This window comes from Streptomyces sp. NPDC001933, assembly GCF_042890955.1.
Taxonomy (GTDB): Bacteria; Actinomycetota; Actinomycetes; order Streptomycetales; family Streptomycetaceae; genus Streptomyces.
Genome location: NZ_JBIASS010000006.1, coordinates 62,878 through 78,202, shown reverse-complemented (window position 1 = coordinate 78,202; position 15,325 = coordinate 62,878). Strand labels below are relative to the sequence as shown.

The 15,325-nt window shown below is 71.2% G+C and carries 17 protein-coding genes; 6 read left to right on the top strand and 11 right to left on the bottom strand.

Annotation, left to right across the window (positions count from 1 at the left end; all coding sequences use genetic code 11):
- The first annotated feature begins 51 nt into the window (after window positions 1-51).
- Window positions 52-588: a MarR family winged helix-turn-helix transcriptional regulator gene (locus ACFYY7_RS16775; RefSeq protein WP_388662178.1), complete on the top strand. Its 537-nt coding sequence runs from the start codon at window positions 52-54 to the stop codon at window positions 586-588.
- Window positions 589-595: 7 nt separating this feature from the next.
- Here ACFYY7_RS16775 and ACFYY7_RS16770 read toward each other — a convergent pair whose 3' ends face one another.
- The 5 genes from ACFYY7_RS16770 to ACFYY7_RS16750 all read right to left on the bottom strand — a co-directional run bounded on the left by ACFYY7_RS16770 (window position 596) and on the right by ACFYY7_RS16750 (window position 4,721).
- Entirely contained in the window at window positions 596-1,861 is a 1,266-nt protein-coding gene (locus ACFYY7_RS16770) for a cation:proton antiporter (RefSeq protein WP_388662176.1), read from the bottom strand.
- Window positions 1,862-1,863: 2 nt separating this feature from the next.
- Complete coding sequence (locus ACFYY7_RS16765) at window positions 1,864-2,334, bottom strand: TrkA C-terminal domain-containing protein (protein ID WP_329820196.1); 471 nt, start codon at window positions 2,332-2,334, stop codon at window positions 1,864-1,866.
- 209 nt (window positions 2,335-2,543) lie between these two features.
- Window positions 2,544-2,906, bottom strand: a complete 363-nt coding sequence (locus tag ACFYY7_RS16760) for a hypothetical protein (RefSeq protein ID WP_388662174.1) — start codon at window positions 2,904-2,906, stop codon at window positions 2,544-2,546.
- A 303-nt stretch (window positions 2,907-3,209) separates the two neighbouring features.
- Window positions 3,210-3,746, bottom strand: a complete 537-nt coding sequence (locus ACFYY7_RS16755) for a hypothetical protein (protein ID WP_388662172.1) — start codon at window positions 3,744-3,746, stop codon at window positions 3,210-3,212.
- A 192-nt stretch (window positions 3,747-3,938) separates the two neighbouring features.
- The gene (locus ACFYY7_RS16750) at window positions 3,939-4,721 is read right to left on the bottom strand and encodes a polysaccharide deacetylase family protein (protein ID WP_388662170.1); all 783 of its coding nucleotides are present in this window, start codon (window positions 4,719-4,721) and stop codon (window positions 3,939-3,941) included.
- A 337-nt stretch (window positions 4,722-5,058) separates the two neighbouring features.
- On the opposite strand from ACFYY7_RS16750, the gene ACFYY7_RS16745 reads away from it, so the two are divergent.
- Entirely contained in the window at window positions 5,059-6,105 is a 1,047-nt protein-coding gene (locus ACFYY7_RS16745) for a hypothetical protein (protein ID WP_388662168.1), read from the top strand.
- Window positions 6,106-6,167: 62 nt separating this feature from the next.
- On the top strand, window positions 6,168-6,563 hold the full coding sequence (locus tag ACFYY7_RS16740) for a nitroreductase/quinone reductase family protein (RefSeq protein WP_358942156.1): 396 nt from the start codon (window positions 6,168-6,170) through the stop codon (window positions 6,561-6,563).
- A gap of 59 nt (window positions 6,564-6,622) precedes the next feature.
- Here the strand turns inward: ACFYY7_RS16740 and ACFYY7_RS16735 are convergent, their stop codons facing one another.
- From ACFYY7_RS16735 to ACFYY7_RS16725, 3 genes are all read right to left on the bottom strand, one after another.
- A complete protein-coding gene (locus tag ACFYY7_RS16735; protein ID WP_388662166.1) occupies window positions 6,623-8,083 on the bottom strand; it encodes a flotillin family protein in 1,461 nt (486 codons plus the stop codon).
- 90 nt (window positions 8,084-8,173) lie between these two features.
- Window positions 8,174-8,683, bottom strand: a complete 510-nt coding sequence (locus ACFYY7_RS16730) for a hypothetical protein (protein ID WP_388662164.1) — start codon at window positions 8,681-8,683, stop codon at window positions 8,174-8,176.
- Window positions 8,684-8,828: 145 nt separating this feature from the next.
- Window positions 8,829-9,323 (bottom strand): peroxiredoxin family protein, encoded by a 495-nt coding sequence (locus ACFYY7_RS16725; RefSeq protein ID WP_388662162.1) that lies wholly within the window; start codon window positions 9,321-9,323, stop codon window positions 8,829-8,831.
- A 98-nt stretch (window positions 9,324-9,421) separates the two neighbouring features.
- On the opposite strand from ACFYY7_RS16725, the gene ACFYY7_RS16720 reads away from it, so the two are divergent.
- From ACFYY7_RS16720 to ACFYY7_RS16710, 3 genes are all read left to right on the top strand, one after another.
- Window positions 9,422-10,132: an alpha/beta hydrolase gene (locus tag ACFYY7_RS16720; RefSeq protein ID WP_388662160.1), complete on the top strand. Its 711-nt coding sequence runs from the start codon at window positions 9,422-9,424 to the stop codon at window positions 10,130-10,132.
- Window positions 10,133-10,214: 82 nt separating this feature from the next.
- Entirely contained in the window at window positions 10,215-10,487 is a 273-nt protein-coding gene (locus ACFYY7_RS16715; protein WP_388662158.1) for a DUF1876 domain-containing protein, read from the top strand.
- Window positions 10,488-10,653: 166 nt separating this feature from the next.
- Window positions 10,654-12,450: a SpoIIE family protein phosphatase gene (locus ACFYY7_RS16710; protein WP_388662156.1), complete on the top strand. Its 1,797-nt coding sequence runs from the start codon at window positions 10,654-10,656 to the stop codon at window positions 12,448-12,450.
- Between the two features lie 20 nt (window positions 12,451-12,470).
- Here ACFYY7_RS16710 and ACFYY7_RS16705 read toward each other — a convergent pair whose 3' ends face one another.
- Genes ACFYY7_RS16705 through ACFYY7_RS16695 form a run of 3 tightly spaced genes read right to left on the bottom strand, consistent with a single transcriptional unit; the run spans window position 12,471 to window position 15,292 of the window.
- A complete protein-coding gene (locus ACFYY7_RS16705; RefSeq protein ID WP_388662155.1) occupies window positions 12,471-13,319 on the bottom strand; it encodes a GNAT family N-acetyltransferase in 849 nt (282 codons plus the stop codon).
- Window positions 13,320-13,361: 42 nt separating this feature from the next.
- Entirely contained in the window at window positions 13,362-13,985 is a 624-nt protein-coding gene (locus tag ACFYY7_RS16700; RefSeq protein ID WP_388662153.1) for a hypothetical protein, read from the bottom strand.
- Complete coding sequence (locus ACFYY7_RS16695) at window positions 13,982-15,292, bottom strand: MAB_1171c family putative transporter (protein ID WP_388662151.1); 1,311 nt, start codon at window positions 15,290-15,292, stop codon at window positions 13,982-13,984. Before ACFYY7_RS16695 ends, ACFYY7_RS16700 begins: the two co-directional genes overlap by 4 nt.
- Window positions 15,293-15,325 lie beyond the last annotated feature (33 nt).

The window sequence follows — 15,325 nt, the reverse complement described above, 5'->3', positions numbered from 1 at the left end:
CGGGTTCCGGTACCGATTCGAGTACGGCGGGCCGGCACGGTACAAAGGGGCATGGCCGTGAGCGAACAGGCACCCGGGGACCGATCCCCGGACCGGGGCAGGGACGATGTCGACGAGGTGACCCGTGCCGTGCTGACGGCCTCCAGGCTGCTTGTCGCCGTCTCCGCCCGCTCGCTGGCCGCGGTGGAGGACCGGGTGACACTGCCCCAGTTCCGGCTCCTGGTAGTGCTGTCCACGCACGACGAGGCCAAACTCGTGACGCTCGCCGAAAGGCTCGGGGTGAACCCGTCGACCGCGATGCGCATGCTGGACCGGCTGATCGCCGCGGGCCTGGCCGAGCGGCGGGTGAACCCGGCCAACCGCCGTGAGACGGTGCTGCGGGTCACCCCCGGGGGCCGCCGGCTGGTCGAGGACGTCACGGCGGGCCGTCGCCGGGAGATCGCGGGCATCGTCGAACGCCTCGCCCCGGAGCAGCGCGCCGCCCTGGTCGACGCGCTGACCGCGTTCACCGCGGCGGGCGGCGAGCCGTCCGTGCCGGAGGACGGCACGGACGCGTACCCGCTGGGCTGGAAGCCGGACGTCCCCTGATTTCGCCTCAGTCGGCGGAGGGGACGAACTCCTCCTGAACGGCGGGCGCGGCGGGCTCGGCGGACGCCGTACGCGCCGCAGGAACCTCACCGCTTCCCTTTCCACCACTGCCGTCCCGGCCGCGCCACGCCTGGATCTTGGCGACGACGGGCTCGGTCCAGCGGGCGGTGAGCGGTCCGACGATGACGAGGATGAGGACGTACGCGGTGGCGATCGGCCCGATCCGGGGCTCGGTCGCCACGGCCAGTCCGGCGATGACGATGGAGAACTCGCCGCGTGCGACGAGCGTTCCACCGGCCCGCCACCGCCCGCGCGAACCGATTCCGGCGCGCCGGGCCGCGTACCAGCCGGTGGCGATCTTGGTGAAGACGGTGACGATCGCCAGCAGCGCCGCGGGGAGCAGCACCGGCGGGATCTCGGCCGGGTTGGTGGAGAGCCCGAAGAACACGAAGAAGACGGCGGCGAACAGGTCCCGCAGCGGCGTCAGCAGCTTGCGCGCACCCTCGGCGACCTCGCCCGAGAGCGCGATCCCGACCAGGAACGCGCCGACGGCGGCGGAGACCTGCAACTGCTGGGCAACGCCCGCCACCAGGACGGTCAGCCCGAGGACGACCAGGAGCAGCATCTCCGGGTTGTCCGAGGACACGGCCCGGCTGATCAGCCGGCCGTGCCGCAGCGCCAGATAGAGGACGAACCCGACGGTGCCGAGCGCGATGAGCAGGGCCATGCTGCCCCCGGCGAGGCCGACTCCCGCGAGCATCGCGGTGAGCAGCGGCAGGTAGACGGCCATCGACAGGTCCTCGATGACGAGCACGCCGAGGATGACGGGTGTCTCCCGGTTGCCCAGCCGTCCGAGGTCGGTGAGCACCTTCGCGATGACCCCGGACGAGGAGATCCAGGTGACCCCGGCCAGCGCGACCGCCCCCACGGGCCCCCAGCCGAGCAGCAGCGCGGCGACGGCTCCCGGGGTCGCGTTGAGTACGAAGTCCACGGCCCCGGACGGGTATTGGGTCTTGAGACTGGTCACCAGTTCCGAGGCGCTGTACTCCAGGCCGAGCAGGAGCAGCAGCAGGATGACGCCGATCTCGGCGCCGACGGCGGTGAATTCCTCACTGGCCCCGAGCGGCAGCAGCCCGCCCTCGCCGAACGCGAGCCCGGCCAGCAGATACAGCGGGATCGGCGAGAGCCCGATCCGCCCGGCGAAGCGGCCGATGATGCCCAGTCCCAAAATGACGGAGCCGAGCTCCACCAGCAGTGCGGTCGTGTCGTGCACGGTCAGCCCTCCGCGATGATCTCGGAGAGCGTGTCGACACCCTCACGCGTTCCGACGGCGACCAGGGTGTCGCCGATGGCCAGCCGGAAGTCCGGCCCCGGGGACGGATGCGCACTGTGCGTCCGCAGCACCGCCACGATCGAGGCCCCCGTCCGGGTCCGCGCCTTCGTGTCCCCGAGCAGCCGCCCGCCGTACGGGGAGCGGCTCCCGAGCGGGATGTGCTCGGTGACCAGGTCGATGCCCTCGGTGCGTACGGCGTCGATGGGCGCCGAGTCGATGAGGTGGGCGAGGCCGGTGGCCTCCTGCGGTGTCAGGGGTACCGAGAGCCGGCACGAATCAGGGTCGTCCTGGTCGTAGAAGCCGATGAACCGCCGCCCGTCGTGGTGGACGACGACGGAGATGTGCTGGCCCGACTCGGTCGTGTAGTCGTACTGCACACCGACTCCGGGCAGCGTGGTGCGGTGGGTTCCCATGGCTTCCTCCCGAGGGTGCGGCGGCTCTTGACGCACTTGGTAATCTCTTTATCTACGCATTACCTTATCGGGAGGGTTCCGCCGCCTCCGGCGCGCGGGCTGCCGGGCCCGCATCCGGCATGCCCGGATCGCCGTGATCCCGCTATGCGCGCGCGGCGGATTCCACGAGCCCTTGGATGCCGTCGAGTACGCAGGTGAGGCCGAAGGCCTCAGATGCGGACACTCAGCCGCAGGTCAAGCAGGTGGCGTAGACGAGCCGAGGCACCGCGAAGGGTTCCGAGCCTCCTTACCTCGTCCACCTCGAGCTCCGGCCGGTCGGCGAGAGCGAGTACGGCGGCGTAGGGCCGCTCGCCCTCATCGAGCTTCGCTGCAACGGCTTCGAGGACAGCTCGAAGAACGACAGGGTTTGCACCGGGATGGTCTGCCAGCAGGCGAAGAAGCTTGTTGTCATTCCATGCGCTGTCGCGGGCCGTGCTCAGTTCCTGGAGGGCTTCGGGCGGGGTGTGGGGATTGGTGGCCAGGGCTTGCCAGACGAAAGGGTACGGACATTTCGCGAGGCGCTGCAGGACCAAGCCGTCTCTCTCGGCACGTGCCAGTGCGAGGTGGTCCGCAGGCGTGGGCACGAGAATGGCCTCTCAAGACGGTCGAAGCCGTCATCCTGTCACTGGACCTTCGTCGCAGCGGACTCCGGGCCGGTCATGACCTACCTGCCTCGACCATCACGAGCGGAAGGCGCCGCCGTTGCGCACCGACGCCGGTACCGAGAGCGCTCCGGGTACCGGCGTCAGTCGTTGGTCATGCTGCGTGCGCCACCGGGGTTCGGGCGCCTGGGCGGCCATGCGGCCGCCGCGCCGCGTGTGGACCGGCGGGTCGGGTCAGACCGTCGGGGAGGCGGAGAAGTAGGTGTTCCGGTAGCCCTTGCCGTCCCCGTCCCAGTTCAGCTGGATGAAGCCGTCTGCGAGGTATCGGCCGCTGCCCGCCTTGTACTTGAGGACTCCGGTGGTGTAGCTGCCGTTGCCGTTGGTGTCGCCGTGTTCGAGCTTGTTCTTGATGCCCGTGTAGTTGGCCGACTTCACCACCGGGTCGGCGCCGCTTGCGGACTTCTTCACCTGGAGATGGAAGCGAGCGGCATCGAACTCCTCCGGCCCGTCCACGAACCAGGCGGGTCCGTCCCACTTCACGGAGGCGTAGGTCGAGATGTAGCCACCGGATCGCTTGGCGCACAGTTTGACATCGAAGTCGAAGTTGTCGCCGTATATGCCGCCGTAGGTGGGATTGTCGACGGAGTGGCTGCTGGTCTTGCAGTGATAGCTGGTGTCGGCGGAGGCCGTGCCCGCTGTGCCGAGGGTGGTGGCGCCGAGCGCCAGGGTGGCGATCGCCAGGGTGGCGAAGGTGCGGGAGGTCCTGCTCACAGAAGTGCTCCTAGGAGTGAGGGTGCGTGGGATCCGCGGAGCGTACCAATGGCGGCGGACACCCCCGCCGGCAAAATCGACTGCCGCCGGGGGCCTGCGGGGGTACGCCGTGAATGCCCCTTGCTCCGGTGCGCATTTCGCAATGCACACCGTTCATTCGAAGAGAAGTCGACTACTTGCGGGGCGCCGCGCTCACCGCACCGGGAAGCCGTAGGAGTATCCCTGCTGCTTCAGCCAGGGCAGGATCTCCCGCAGGGCGGCCAGGGTCTGGGAGCGGTCGCCGCCCGCGTCGTGGAAGAGGACGGTCGGGCCGTTGGAGATCTCGCGCTTGACGGTGGCCACCATGGTGTCCACGCCGGGGCGCTCGAAGTCCTTGGAGTCGACGTTCCAGCCCAGCGGACGCATCCCGCGGGACGCGGCGAGGTGGCGGCTGTACGGGGTGAAGGCGCCGCCCGGGGCACGGTAGTACTGGGGGCGGACGCCGCCGGAGGCCTTGGTGATCATGCGCTCGGCGTCCAGGATCTGCTGGGACTGGTACGCCTCGGACTTGGAGTCCATCGCGGTGTCGTGCGAGACCGTGTGGTTGCACAGCCGGTGCCCGTCCGCCACGACCGCCTTGACGAGGTCCGGGTGCGCCTGGGCCTGCGTTCCCACCATGCAGAACGTGGCCTTCACACCGTTGTCCTTCAGCAGTTGCAGCACCTGCGGAGTCCAGGTCGGGTCCGGTCCGTCGTCGATGGTGATGTTGACGCCGCGGGCGCCGCGGTCCGAGGCGTGTGCGATCTCCTCCGCCACCTTGGTCACGGGCCCGCCCTGATGGCGGGCGTCCGGCACCGAGACGGGTGCTTTCGGCTGCTCCCCTGCGGTGGTGTCGGCCTGCGCGGTCCACACCGAGGTGGCAGCGGCCAACGCCGTCACTCCGAGCGCGGCCCCCAGAAGCCGGCTGTGCCATCCCCTTCCCTTGTGCTTCGCCATGTCCGCCCGCCCCTTTTGCTGTCTCCGCCGATGCCGTGCATCCATGAAGACATACGAACGCCCGTACGGGATCCCTCTGTTACCGATCGCGGACGAATCCGCAGGAGATCGGCGACAGACGGAGGGGGCCCAACGGTCGTGAGAAGGTGCCGGAGTTGGGGGGAGGGATGCCCTTTATGCGAATTCTTGGTTGTGGCGCGGCGGGTTGAATTCATACGGTACCGTGATCGCGTCATCACGCTCCGTGTGTCCCTGGGTGCATGGAGCGGCCCCCGGCGGTGTTAGCAGCACCATTCCGAGGGCCTTCACCACGAGTGGAAGACAAAGGTCCACCGAGATGCTTTGGCATGTTATCGCGCCCTCTCGGCGCTACACGAAGGCCTCGCACGACGTCGTGCGCCATCCGCGTCTGAACAGTGACGCGAAGATGCTTCTCCTGTACGTACAGGGGCTTCCCGAGGATCAGGCCGACAAGGCGCTCAGTGAGCACGCGAAGAAGTTCGGGATCACCGGGCGGGCGTATCAGAAGGCCAAGGGGCAGCTGATCGAGAACGGGTTCGTGCACGAGTGGAAGCGGCAGGGGGAGCGCGGATTCTGGGTGACCGACCAGCTCTTCGCGAATGTGCCGCTGACGGCTGAACAGGCTCACGCGGTGCGGAACGACAGGGTCGGCGGGGGTGGTGCCCCGTCTGCTCCTGCGGGCCCGGTTTCCCGTCCGAGTGCGCAGTATCGGGCCGTCGGGCGGCCGGTGGGTCGGGCGGTCGGTGGCTATGAACCGGTAGATGAAGAACCTGGGGAGAACTACTCCCACCCACCCTCCGAAGAGACCGAAGGGCGCGAAGAGGCCGAAGAGATCGAAGCCTCCGAGGCGCCCGAAGTCGTTGAAGGGGAGCGGGTGTTGCTCTCGTTGCGGCATGCGAATCCGCAGCTGCACCTCGGGGTTCGGGAGGCTCGGGGGCTGGCCGAGGCCGCCGGGGAGTGGATCCGGCGTGGTGTGAGTGCCGCGGATCTGCGGCGGGCGTTGAGCAGTGAGCTGCCCAGGGACGGCGTACGGTCCGCCGTCGGGTTCCTGCGTCACCGGCTCGTCCAGAAGCTACCGGCGCCGGTTGCCGCCGCTCCGGTTCCGCCTGTCGCGCCCCCGCCCCCGCCCCTGCGGGACTTCGTCGTCTGCGAGGGCGAGGGCGATGAACACGTCTTCCGTCCTGTCGGGGACGAGACCATGTGCGGGCCGTGTGCCCGTGAGGCCAGCTGGGCCTACTGGGCCGCCCGGCGGGTCGAGATGGAGAACGAACCCGATCCGCTGCCGTGGCGGGAGCGGATCGCGGCGATCATCGGGGGTGAGCAGGGGCGGGAACGAGGGCCAGGGGTGGCAGCGGGGGCGTAGCTTCGTAGCTTCGTAGGGTCGCCGGCACCGTCGTCGGCGGCTACGGGCGGAAGGGGCGCGCGGTGGCGGGCTTTCAAGATCTGAAGTTCCGGGCGGTCACGTCGCTCCAGCGGCATGTCGTGAACCCGCTCGCGAGACGGTCGAGGTCGCAGATCCTGCTGGAGACGACGGGGCGGACCTCCGGGCTGCCGCGCCGTACCCCGGTCGGCGGTCGGCGGGTGGGTCAGGAGTTCTGGCTGGTCTCGGAGTTCGGCGAGAAGTCGCAGTACATCCGCAACATCCGGGCCGACCCCCGGGTCCGGGTCCGTCTCGCGGGGCGCTGGTACGACGGGATCGCGCATCCGCTGCCCCAGGACGACGCCCGCGCCCGGCTCAGGACGCTGCCGCGTTACAACAGTGCTGTCGTGCGGGCGGTGGGTGCGGAGCTGCTGACGGTGCGGGTGGATCTCGATGGCTGAGCCCTCCACACGCCCGGGTGGCCACAGACCACCCGGGCACGTGAAGGCGGTCAATCAAATCAGTCGGTGATCTCGATCTTGCCGTTCTGGGCGTTGCTCGCGACGGTGTTCGCGGCGGTGGGTTCCGGCTGGGCCGGGACCTCCGCCCTGGGGGCCGCGCCCTTCAGGTTCTTCAGCAGGGCGGCGAGGTCGACGCCCGTGGTGGAGCTGAGGAGTTCCATGCCCTGGGCGACGTTGTCGGTGACCGTACGCGACAGCCGGCTCGCGCCGTCCGTCGAGATCACGGTCATCTTGTCGATGGCGCTCAGCGGCTCGGACGCCTTGGCGACGACCTGCGGCAGCACCTCGACCAGCATCTGGAGCACGGCCGCGTCGCCGTACTGCGCGAAGGCGTCCGCCTTCTTCTGCATGGCCTCGGCCTCGGCCGCACCCTTCGCCGCGATGGCCGCGGCCTCCGCCTCGCCCTCGATGCGTACGGCGTCGGCGAGCGCCGAGCGGTGCAGCTTCTCGCCCTGACCGGTCAGCCGGGAGCGCTCGGCGTCCGCCTCGGCCTCCTTGACCTGGGCGATCCGGCGGGCCTCGGCCTCCTGCTCGGCCTGGTAGCGGGCGGCGTCGGCGGGCTTGCGGACCTTGGTGTCGAGCTCTCGGTCGGTCAGCGCGGCCTGGCGCTGGGCGACCTTCTCCTGCTCGGCGAGGACTTCCTGCTGGCGGGCCGCCTCGGCGAGCGGGCCCGCCGCGTTGGCCTTGGCCGCGGCGGCTTCCGTCTCGGCCTTGATCTCCGCCTGCTTGAGGTAGAAGGTCCGCTCGGCGATGGCGATCTCCTCGGCGGCCTTCAGCCGGGCCTGCTCGGAGGCCCGCTTGGCGATCGCCTCGGCGATGTCCGCCTCCTGCTTGGCGCGGGCGGCCTCCGGGCGGCCGAGGTCCTCCAGGTAGGAGCCCTCGGTGGTGATGTCCTGGATCTGGAAGGCGTCCAGGATCAGGCCCTGGCCGGAGAGGCTGGCCTCCGCCTCCTCCGCGACCTGGCCGGCGAACGCGGCCCGGTCCCGGATGATGTCCTCGACCGACATCCGGCCGACGATGGCGCGCAGCGCGCCGGAGAGCACTTCCTGGGTGAAGCCGACGATGCCGTCCTGCTGCTGGAGGAACCGCTGGGCCGCGGCCCGGATCGCTTCCTCGCTGCCGCCGACCTTGACGATCGCGACGCCCTCCAGGTTGGACTTCACGCCGCGCAGGGTGACGGCGCCGCGCACCGCGATCGGGATGTGCCGGCTGGAGAGGTCGAGGGTGAACTTCTGCTGGACGAACGGGACGACGAAGACGCCGCCGCCGACCACGACCTTCTGGCCGCTGTTGTCGATGCTGGTGCGGCCGGTCACCGGGTCGGTGGACTTCTTGCCGCGGCGGCCGGTGATGATGAACGCCTCGCTGGGCCCGGCGACCTTGTAGCGGGTGATGACGACGAGTGCGAGCAGCACCAGGAGTACGACTACTCCGGCGACTGCGGTCACGACTGGGCTCATATGGTGTCCCCCCTGCCTCCCTGCGGGGACGGCAGTCTGGTTTCGGGCACCGTGTCGCCGCGCGGCACGGCGTCTTGGCTTGGGCGGTGGTCAGCGTTCGACGGGGCGGACCGCGACCGAGGTGGCCGACAGCGCGGCCTCCACCCAGATCTCGGTGCCGCGTTCGACCGGCGCCGCGCTCTTCGCCGCCAACTTCACGGGCTGGCCCGCCAGTTGCAGCAGGACCTCGCCGTATCCGTCGGCCGGGATGGCCGTGACGACCGACCCGGAGGTCCCGACGAGATCGTCGCTGCGCGGGGTGACGCTGGTCTGGTCCCGCATCAGGGCCCGGCTGAACTTCCAGGTCAGCCAGGCCGCGACGAGCCCGGCCAGCACTCCTGCGGCGGTCGCGACGACCGTTCCGGCGCCGGTGGTGCCGAGCACGATCGCTCCGCCGAAGCCGAGCATCGAGAGGAACCCGGCGATGACCGGGAGGGACAGGAGGCCGTCGAAGAGGCCGTCCAGCACGCCGCCGAAGAGGCCTTCGAGGACGCCGTCGAAGATCAGGGACAGTACGAGCAGAACGATTCCCGCAATGCCGAGACCGAGAAACAAGGTCACCTGGTCACCCTCCCCGATTCCCGGGATCCCCGATCCCCGGGACCCCTGATCCCCGATGCTCGAAATGCCCCGAACATTTCCGTCGAACTGGCTGGATGATCCCATACGTACCGGCCCATGGACACTGCCGGGTTCCGGCAATCTTTTACGCGTTCTTGATGCCGGAGAGCTGCTCGGTCAGTTTGGCCGCCGACTGGAACGTGGCGCCGAGCAGCGCGACGTGCTTCCAGCGCAGCACCCCGTCGGGCCCGATGAGGAACACCGAGCGGCGCACCCCGATCCCGGGCGCCGCGACGCCGTACGCGTGGGCGGTCTCCCGTCCGGTGTCCGCGAGCAGCGGCATCCGCAGGCCGTGGGCGCGGGCGAACGACTCATGACTGTCCACACCCTGTGGACTGATCGCCCAGACCTCCGCGTCGAGCTCGCCGAAGGCCTCCAGGCCCGAGGAGTACGAGCAGAGCTGCTTGGTGCAGACGGCCGTGTTGTCGCCCGGGTAGAACGCGAGGACCACGGACCGGCCGCGCGCCTCGGAGAGGGTGTAGTCGCGGCGTTCGAACTCCTCGCCCTCCTCGCCGGTGAGCAGACCGCCCGGCAGGGTGAAGTCCGGGGCGGGCAGGCCGAGTTGCGGTGACGATCCCATGTCGTTTCCTCCGTGGTCCCGGCGCTGCCGGGTTTTCCGTGAGTGTGTCCGTACAGCATGCTCGGTACGGGTCCGGCTCCCGCACCAGGAGGTAGGCAATGGCACGACCGCCGTCCGAGCGCCGCCCGTCCGCGGCCGTGCTCCTGCTGCACGGCGGGGCGGAGACCGGCCTGGCCGCGCCGCCGCCCGGTCCGCTGAACCTGCCCGCCGTACGGATGCGCCCGTTCGCCCGGTCCATCGCCGGTGCGACGGGCGGCGGCCCCGGAGGCGTTCTCGTACGTACCGCCCGCTACGCCCACCGGGGCTGGAACGGCCCCCGTGAGGACCCGCTGCACGACGCCGTACGCACCCTGGACGCGCTGCGCCGCGAGGCGGGGGACATTCCGGTGGTCCTGGTCGGCCACTCGATGGGCGCCCGCGCCGCCCTCCGCGCGGCCGGTCATCCGCTGGTGCGCGGGGTGGTCGGCCTCGCCCCGTGGTGTCCGGACGACGACCCGGTCGACCAGCTGGCGGGCCGCGACATCGTCCTGCTGCACAGCACCCGGGACCGGATCACCAGCCCCCGCGCCTCCCAGCGCCTCACCGCCCGTGCCCGGCCGGCCGGTGCCCGCTCCTGCCTGGTCGCGATCCGGGGCAGCGACCACGCGATGCTCCGGCGCGCCGGACAGTGGCACGCGCTGACGGCCCGGATCGTTGCCGGGCTGCTGGGGCTGGGCCCGCTCCCCGGGCCGGTCGGGGCCGCCCTCGCGCTGCCGCCGGACGCCCCGGCGGTGCACGGCACCCTCGACCTGGACCTGCTGGGGGCGTGACGGGGCGCGCCCACGGACACGCCCCCGGCGCCGTGGTGCAGGGGCGGGGGAACGGGCGCACCCTGGTAGGGAGGTGATCGTCATGGTGATGACAACCGTCGGATGGCACATCGAGCTCGAATTCGACGAGGACACCCACCGCACCCGCGCGGCCGCCATGGTGCGGCTTCCGGACGGGACCGAGGTGCGGGCCCACGGATACGCGAGCCGCCATCCTTCCGACAAGAACCAGCCGAGAGTGGGCGAGGAGATCGCGGGAGCCAGAGCGCTCAACGAACTGGCGATGAAGATGCTGACGAAGGCGCACGACGAGATTGACGAGGCTTCCGGCCGGACCTCGCACCCGCTCAGCTGACGCGGGGACCGGGGCGCATGGTGCGGGGCCGGGGCGTACGTGCCCCCGGCCCGCACGGAGACCGACGGCCGGAAAAGGGACGCCCGGCTGCGGATGCGCGGCAGGGCCGGGCGGCTGACGATTGAGGGCGGGCCGCGGGTGTTCCGCGTCCGCCCAGGAGGTTGACGTGCAGGCCGATACGTACGCCGGCGGCCCCGCGCCGTTCGACCCCAGCGCCCTGGCCGCGCTGGTCGACGGCACGATAGCCGGGGTGGGCGTGCTCGACACTGCGCTGCGTTATCTGTACGTCAACCCCGCCCTCGAACGGCTCAACGGCGTCCCTGCCGCCGAGCACCTCGGGCGCACCGTCTCCGAGGTGCTGCCCGGGGTCGACGCGCGCGAGGACATGATGCGGGCGGTGCTCGCCGACGGGAAGTCCCGCGAGATCACGTCCAGCGGATTCACCGCCGGGGCCGCCGCGGTCCGGCGGTACTGGCACGGGGCGTACCACCGGCTGGAGATCGACGGGCGGATCGTGGGGCTGGCCGGGATCGTGCTGGAGGTCATGGCCTCGGACCAGGGGCAGCGCGAGCTGGAGCAGGCCCGGCGCCATCTGACGCTGCTCGACACCGCCGCCGGCCGGATCGGCACCACGCTCGACATGGACACCACCTGTGCCGAACTGGCCGAACTCGTCGTGCCGGGGCTGGCGGACATCGCGACGGTCGAGGTGTTCCCGCCCGATGTCGCCGCGCCGGTCCGGCCCGCACCGCCCGGTGTGCTGAGGCTGCGGCGGGCGGCGCAGCGGTCCGTGCCCGCGCTCCGCGACGAGCTGGCCGGTTTCGGGCTGAGCGGCGAGTACATCGACTACCAGGAGGGCGCGGCCGTGCAGCGCTGCCTGGCGGCCAACCAGCCGGTCGTGGAGAACCTCACCACCGACGAACAGCTCGTCCGCTCGGCCCCCGGCCCGGAACGGCTCGCCGCCTACCGGGCCCTCGGGATGCACTCGGCGGTCATCGTGCCCGTCACCGTACGCAGCGGCCCGCTCGGCATCCTCGGCCTGATCCGGGCGGGCGACTCACCGGTCTTCACGGACGAGGACGTGGTGGTCGCCCGGGAACTCGCCGGACGGGCCGCCGTCGATCTCGACCACGCCCGCCGGTACGCCCACGAGCACACCATCGCCCTGGAGCTCCAGCGCTCCCTGCTGTCCGAGCCGCGCCCGCCGCACCCGCACATCGAGATCGCCACCCGCTACCTGCCGGCCGACCGGAGCGTGATGGTCGGCGGCGACTGGTTCGACGTCATCCCGCTGCGGGACGGGCGGCATCTCAAGGCGATGGGCGATGTGATGGGGCACGGGGTGGAGGCGGCGGTCGCCATGAGCCACTACCGCTCCCTGCTGCGGATGTTCGCCGACGACGATCTGCCCCCGCACCGCATCCTGGAACGCCTGGACCAGCTGGTCGAGCGGTCCGGTCTCGACCGGGCGGCGACCTGCCTGCTGGCCGTCGTCGACCGCTTCGGCGGGGCGTGCGAGGTGGCCAGCGCCGGGCATCTGCCGCCCGTGCTGATCGATCCGCGGGCGGGCACCAGGGTGTGCGACGAGATGGTGGTGGGGCCGCCGCTCGGCACCGGGTTCGGCGGGTACCGGACGACGCTGGTGGAGTTCGACCCGGGCACGGTGCTGTTCCTGTACACGGACGGGCTGGTCGAGCGGCGCGGTGAGGACATCGACGCCTCGGTCGGCCGCCTGAAGGAGCTGACCCTGCCGGCCGACGGCAGCCTGGAGGACCTGCTGGACGACGTCCTCGAACGGTTCGGTCCGGGGGCCGAGGACGACATAGCGGTGATGGCCTCCCGCTCCCGGCCCCTGAAGCCGCAGCCGGACCCGGGCCGGAAGCCGGAGCGGGAAGCGTCCTGCACCGACCCGGGCCGGAAGTTGGAACCGGGGCCGGAGCCGGATCTGCTCGGTACCTCCTGACGCCGTTCGGACGGGGCGCGTCAGCCCAGTTCCAGGCTGGTGATGCCGAAAAGTCCGCCGTGGTCGATGTCCGGAGCCGGTCCCGTGTACATCCGGGCGGTCTCGAACGACGGGTTGAGGCCCAGCTGTTCGGCCAGGCGCACGGCCGCCGGGTTGACGTCCGGCACGTCGACCGCGACCGGCACACCGGGATCGGCCGCCGCCAGCGCACTGACCAGGGCTCCGGCCACCTCGGGCGATTCCGCGTACACGGGGCCGATCCGGGACGACGTACGGCAGGGCCGCAGCACGGCCAGGCCGCACAACTCCCCGTCGCGGACGGCGGCGAGCGAGGTACGGGTGGGGTGGGCGATCCACGGCGCGAGGAAGCTGTCGCGGTCGGCCGGGAAGAAGCGGCGGTCGTAGGCGGCGAGCCGGTCGAAGGGTACGGATCGGCCGTCGACGAGCTCCGTACCGGCCGGGGCGGGCAGGCCGGCGGGCGGCAGGCCCTCGTAGCGCATGTTCGTCCACACGGAACGGAAGCCGGACTTGCGGTAGTTGGGCTGCTGGGCCACCACCCCGTCGAGGCCGACGTTGCGCCCGTCCAGCCGTGCCATGCCGGCCCGCCAGAGCTGGATGCCGTACCCCTGGCCGCGCAGGGGCGGGCGGGTGAGGTAGAAGCCGAGGAAGCCGAAGCCGGTGCCGTAACGGACCACGGAGACGCAGGAGACCGGTTCCCCGTCGAGCCGGCCGATCAGGAAGCCGCGCGGATCGGTCGCGAAGAAGGCGTGACGGTCGGTCAGTCCGGGGTTCCAGCTCTCCTCGTGGGCCCATTCGGCCAGCATCGTGAGGTCGTCGGCGCTTGCGTTGGTGATCTCGAAGTTCCGCACGGGGCACCTGTACCCGCCTGATCCACCGTTCCAACGGAGGAATCAGACAAACAGGAACGCGCCCGCCGTCGCGGCCCCCAGCGCCCCTCCGGCGACCGTCTGGGCCACCGAGTGGTACCCGAGCGCGACCCGCGACCAGCACACGGCGACCGTCATCACGTAGCCGAGCAGCCACCACGGAGAGTGGACCGCGGCGAGCAGGGCGACGACCGCCGAGGCGACCGCGGCGTCCACCGAGATCTTCCAGACGGTGTTGACGGCCAGCAGGACCACGGTCATCGCCCAGAGCGCGAGCATCGCCGCGAGGATGCCGGTGGGGGCGTGGCCCAGCACCATCACCACCGAACCGGTGCCGATGGAGCCGAGGATGACGAAGAAGATCGGCGCCCGCTTGGTGCGGTCGACGACATGGCGGTCGCCCCAGGTGCCGCGCCCGCGCTCCCATTCGATGTACCCGGCGGGTATGAGGCCCGCGCACAGGGCGCCGAGGAATCCCCAGAGCAGGCCGGTCCAGTGTCCGGCGGCGGCCAGGCCGATGCCGAGCATGCCGATCAGCAGGACGTTGCGCGGCTGGAAGACGTCGGTGACGGTGCGCGCGGCGGCGTTGTCCGGTGTCGTGGGGGTGTCGGTGGTGGCGGGGGTGCTGGGCGTGTCTGTGGAGGTCATGCTGTCTCCTCGGTGGAGGCCGTGCGGGGTGCTGCGGTTGCGGTGGACGGGCCGGGAACGGCGGCGGGCAGGGCGGCCGCAAGTACCTGCGCGGCCCGGTCCTGCGGGACCGTCCGGTAGGCGGTGGCGACCCGGACCAGCCAGGCCACCTCGCCGTCCTGGTCGGTGGCGTGCTGGGTCTCGACCGCCGCGGCGGTGGAGGCGGACGTCCCGCCGTTCTTCGCGGTGAGCGCCGCCTTGATCCAGTACGCCTCGGCGAGCGGGCCCGCCCGCTCCGCGTCGGTGACGCCGTCCGCGGCGGCGGCGTCCTTCGCGGCCGGGAGCAGGGTGTCGGGCACGTAGTGGCGCAGCTTCTCCACCGCGTCCGCGATGTCGGCGGCCCAGCGGTCGATGCGCAGGTCCGCGGGGGTGCCGAAGCGGGTGAGCTCGCGGGCCAGCGAGGCCGGGGGGTCGAAGGGCTGCTCGGGGAACGCGGTCATCAGCTCGCGCCAGAGACCGTGCAGCTTGACCTGGGCCCGCCAGAGCTTCGCGCGGCGCTGCCCCTTGCTGAGGGCGGGGACGGAGGCGCCCACGGCGAAGAAGGCGAACAGCACCACCTGCGCGGCCTCGGTGATCTCGTCGAAGCGGAGCGCGAAGGACTCGCTCGGGGTGTCGATGACGCTGACCCACAGGAACAGGGTCCGGCTGACGGTGTAGCCGACCCCGATGAACATGGCGAACGTCATCATCCCGAGGCCCACCCGCAGATGACGCAGCCCGGCACCGGCGGTGGCCAGCGCCCACTGGTACGCGCAGACGGCGGACGCGGCACCGAGGTAGAGGTAGAACACGCTCATGTACAGCGTGGCCCCCCACTGTCCCGCGTGGTCGGCGACGAAGCGGTCCGAGGGGACGGAGCGGTCGACGACCGTGAAGAACAGCACCGTCAGCAGGATCAGCGTGGCGATCGATGCCTTGGCCGCCACCTGCTGGATGGCGCGGGCGAACCGTACGTGGCGCGGGACGGCGCCGCCGTCGGGGTACTGGCCGTAGATCGCGACGATGTAGCTGAGGATCGCCAGGATCGCGATCGTCGCCGTGTAGTGCTTGATCAGGACGGCGAGGTCGGTGACGGCGCTGTCGTTGAGCGCGATGCGTACGGCCCGGGTCTTGGTCCACAGGGCGGCGGCGAAGCCCGCGTAGCAGCCCCACAGGGCCCGGCGGCGCTTGTCTTCCTCGTCGCCCCACAGGGCGGCGGGCATGCGCCACAGGGCGACGGCCGTCATCAGGACGGCCACGAGATAGCCGGCGAGGTCGAGCGGGGTCACGGCGGAGTCCTCGGGGTGGGGGTGGGGAGAGGG

Excerpts from the sequence above, each read along its gene's own strand:
- ACFYY7_RS16775 (WP_388662178.1), top strand. The coding sequence starts at position 52 with ATGGCCGTGAGCGAACAGGCACCCGGGGACCGATCCCCGGACCGGGGC.
- ACFYY7_RS16725 (WP_388662162.1), bottom strand. The coding sequence starts at position 9,323 with ATGGGATCGTCACCGCAACTCGGCCTGCCCGCCCCGGACTTCACCCTG.
- ACFYY7_RS16745 (WP_388662168.1), top strand. The coding sequence starts at position 5,059 with ATGCTTTGGCATGTTATCGCGCCCTCTCGGCGCTACACGAAGGCCTCG.
- ACFYY7_RS16720 (WP_388662160.1), top strand. The coding sequence starts at position 9,422 with ATGGCACGACCGCCGTCCGAGCGCCGCCCGTCCGCGGCCGTGCTCCTG.
- ACFYY7_RS16750 (WP_388662170.1), bottom strand. The coding sequence starts at position 4,721 with ATGGCGAAGCACAAGGGAAGGGGATGGCACAGCCGGCTTCTGGGGGCC.
- ACFYY7_RS16765 (WP_329820196.1), bottom strand. The coding sequence starts at position 2,334 with ATGGGAACCCACCGCACCACGCTGCCCGGAGTCGGTGTGCAGTACGAC.
- ACFYY7_RS16715 (WP_388662158.1), top strand. The coding sequence starts at position 10,215 with ATGGTGATGACAACCGTCGGATGGCACATCGAGCTCGAATTCGACGAG.
- ACFYY7_RS16700 (WP_388662153.1), bottom strand. The coding sequence starts at position 13,985 with ATGACCTCCACAGACACGCCCAGCACCCCCGCCACCACCGACACCCCC.
- ACFYY7_RS16735 (WP_388662166.1), bottom strand. The coding sequence starts at position 8,083 with ATGAGCCCAGTCGTGACCGCAGTCGCCGGAGTAGTCGTACTCCTGGTG.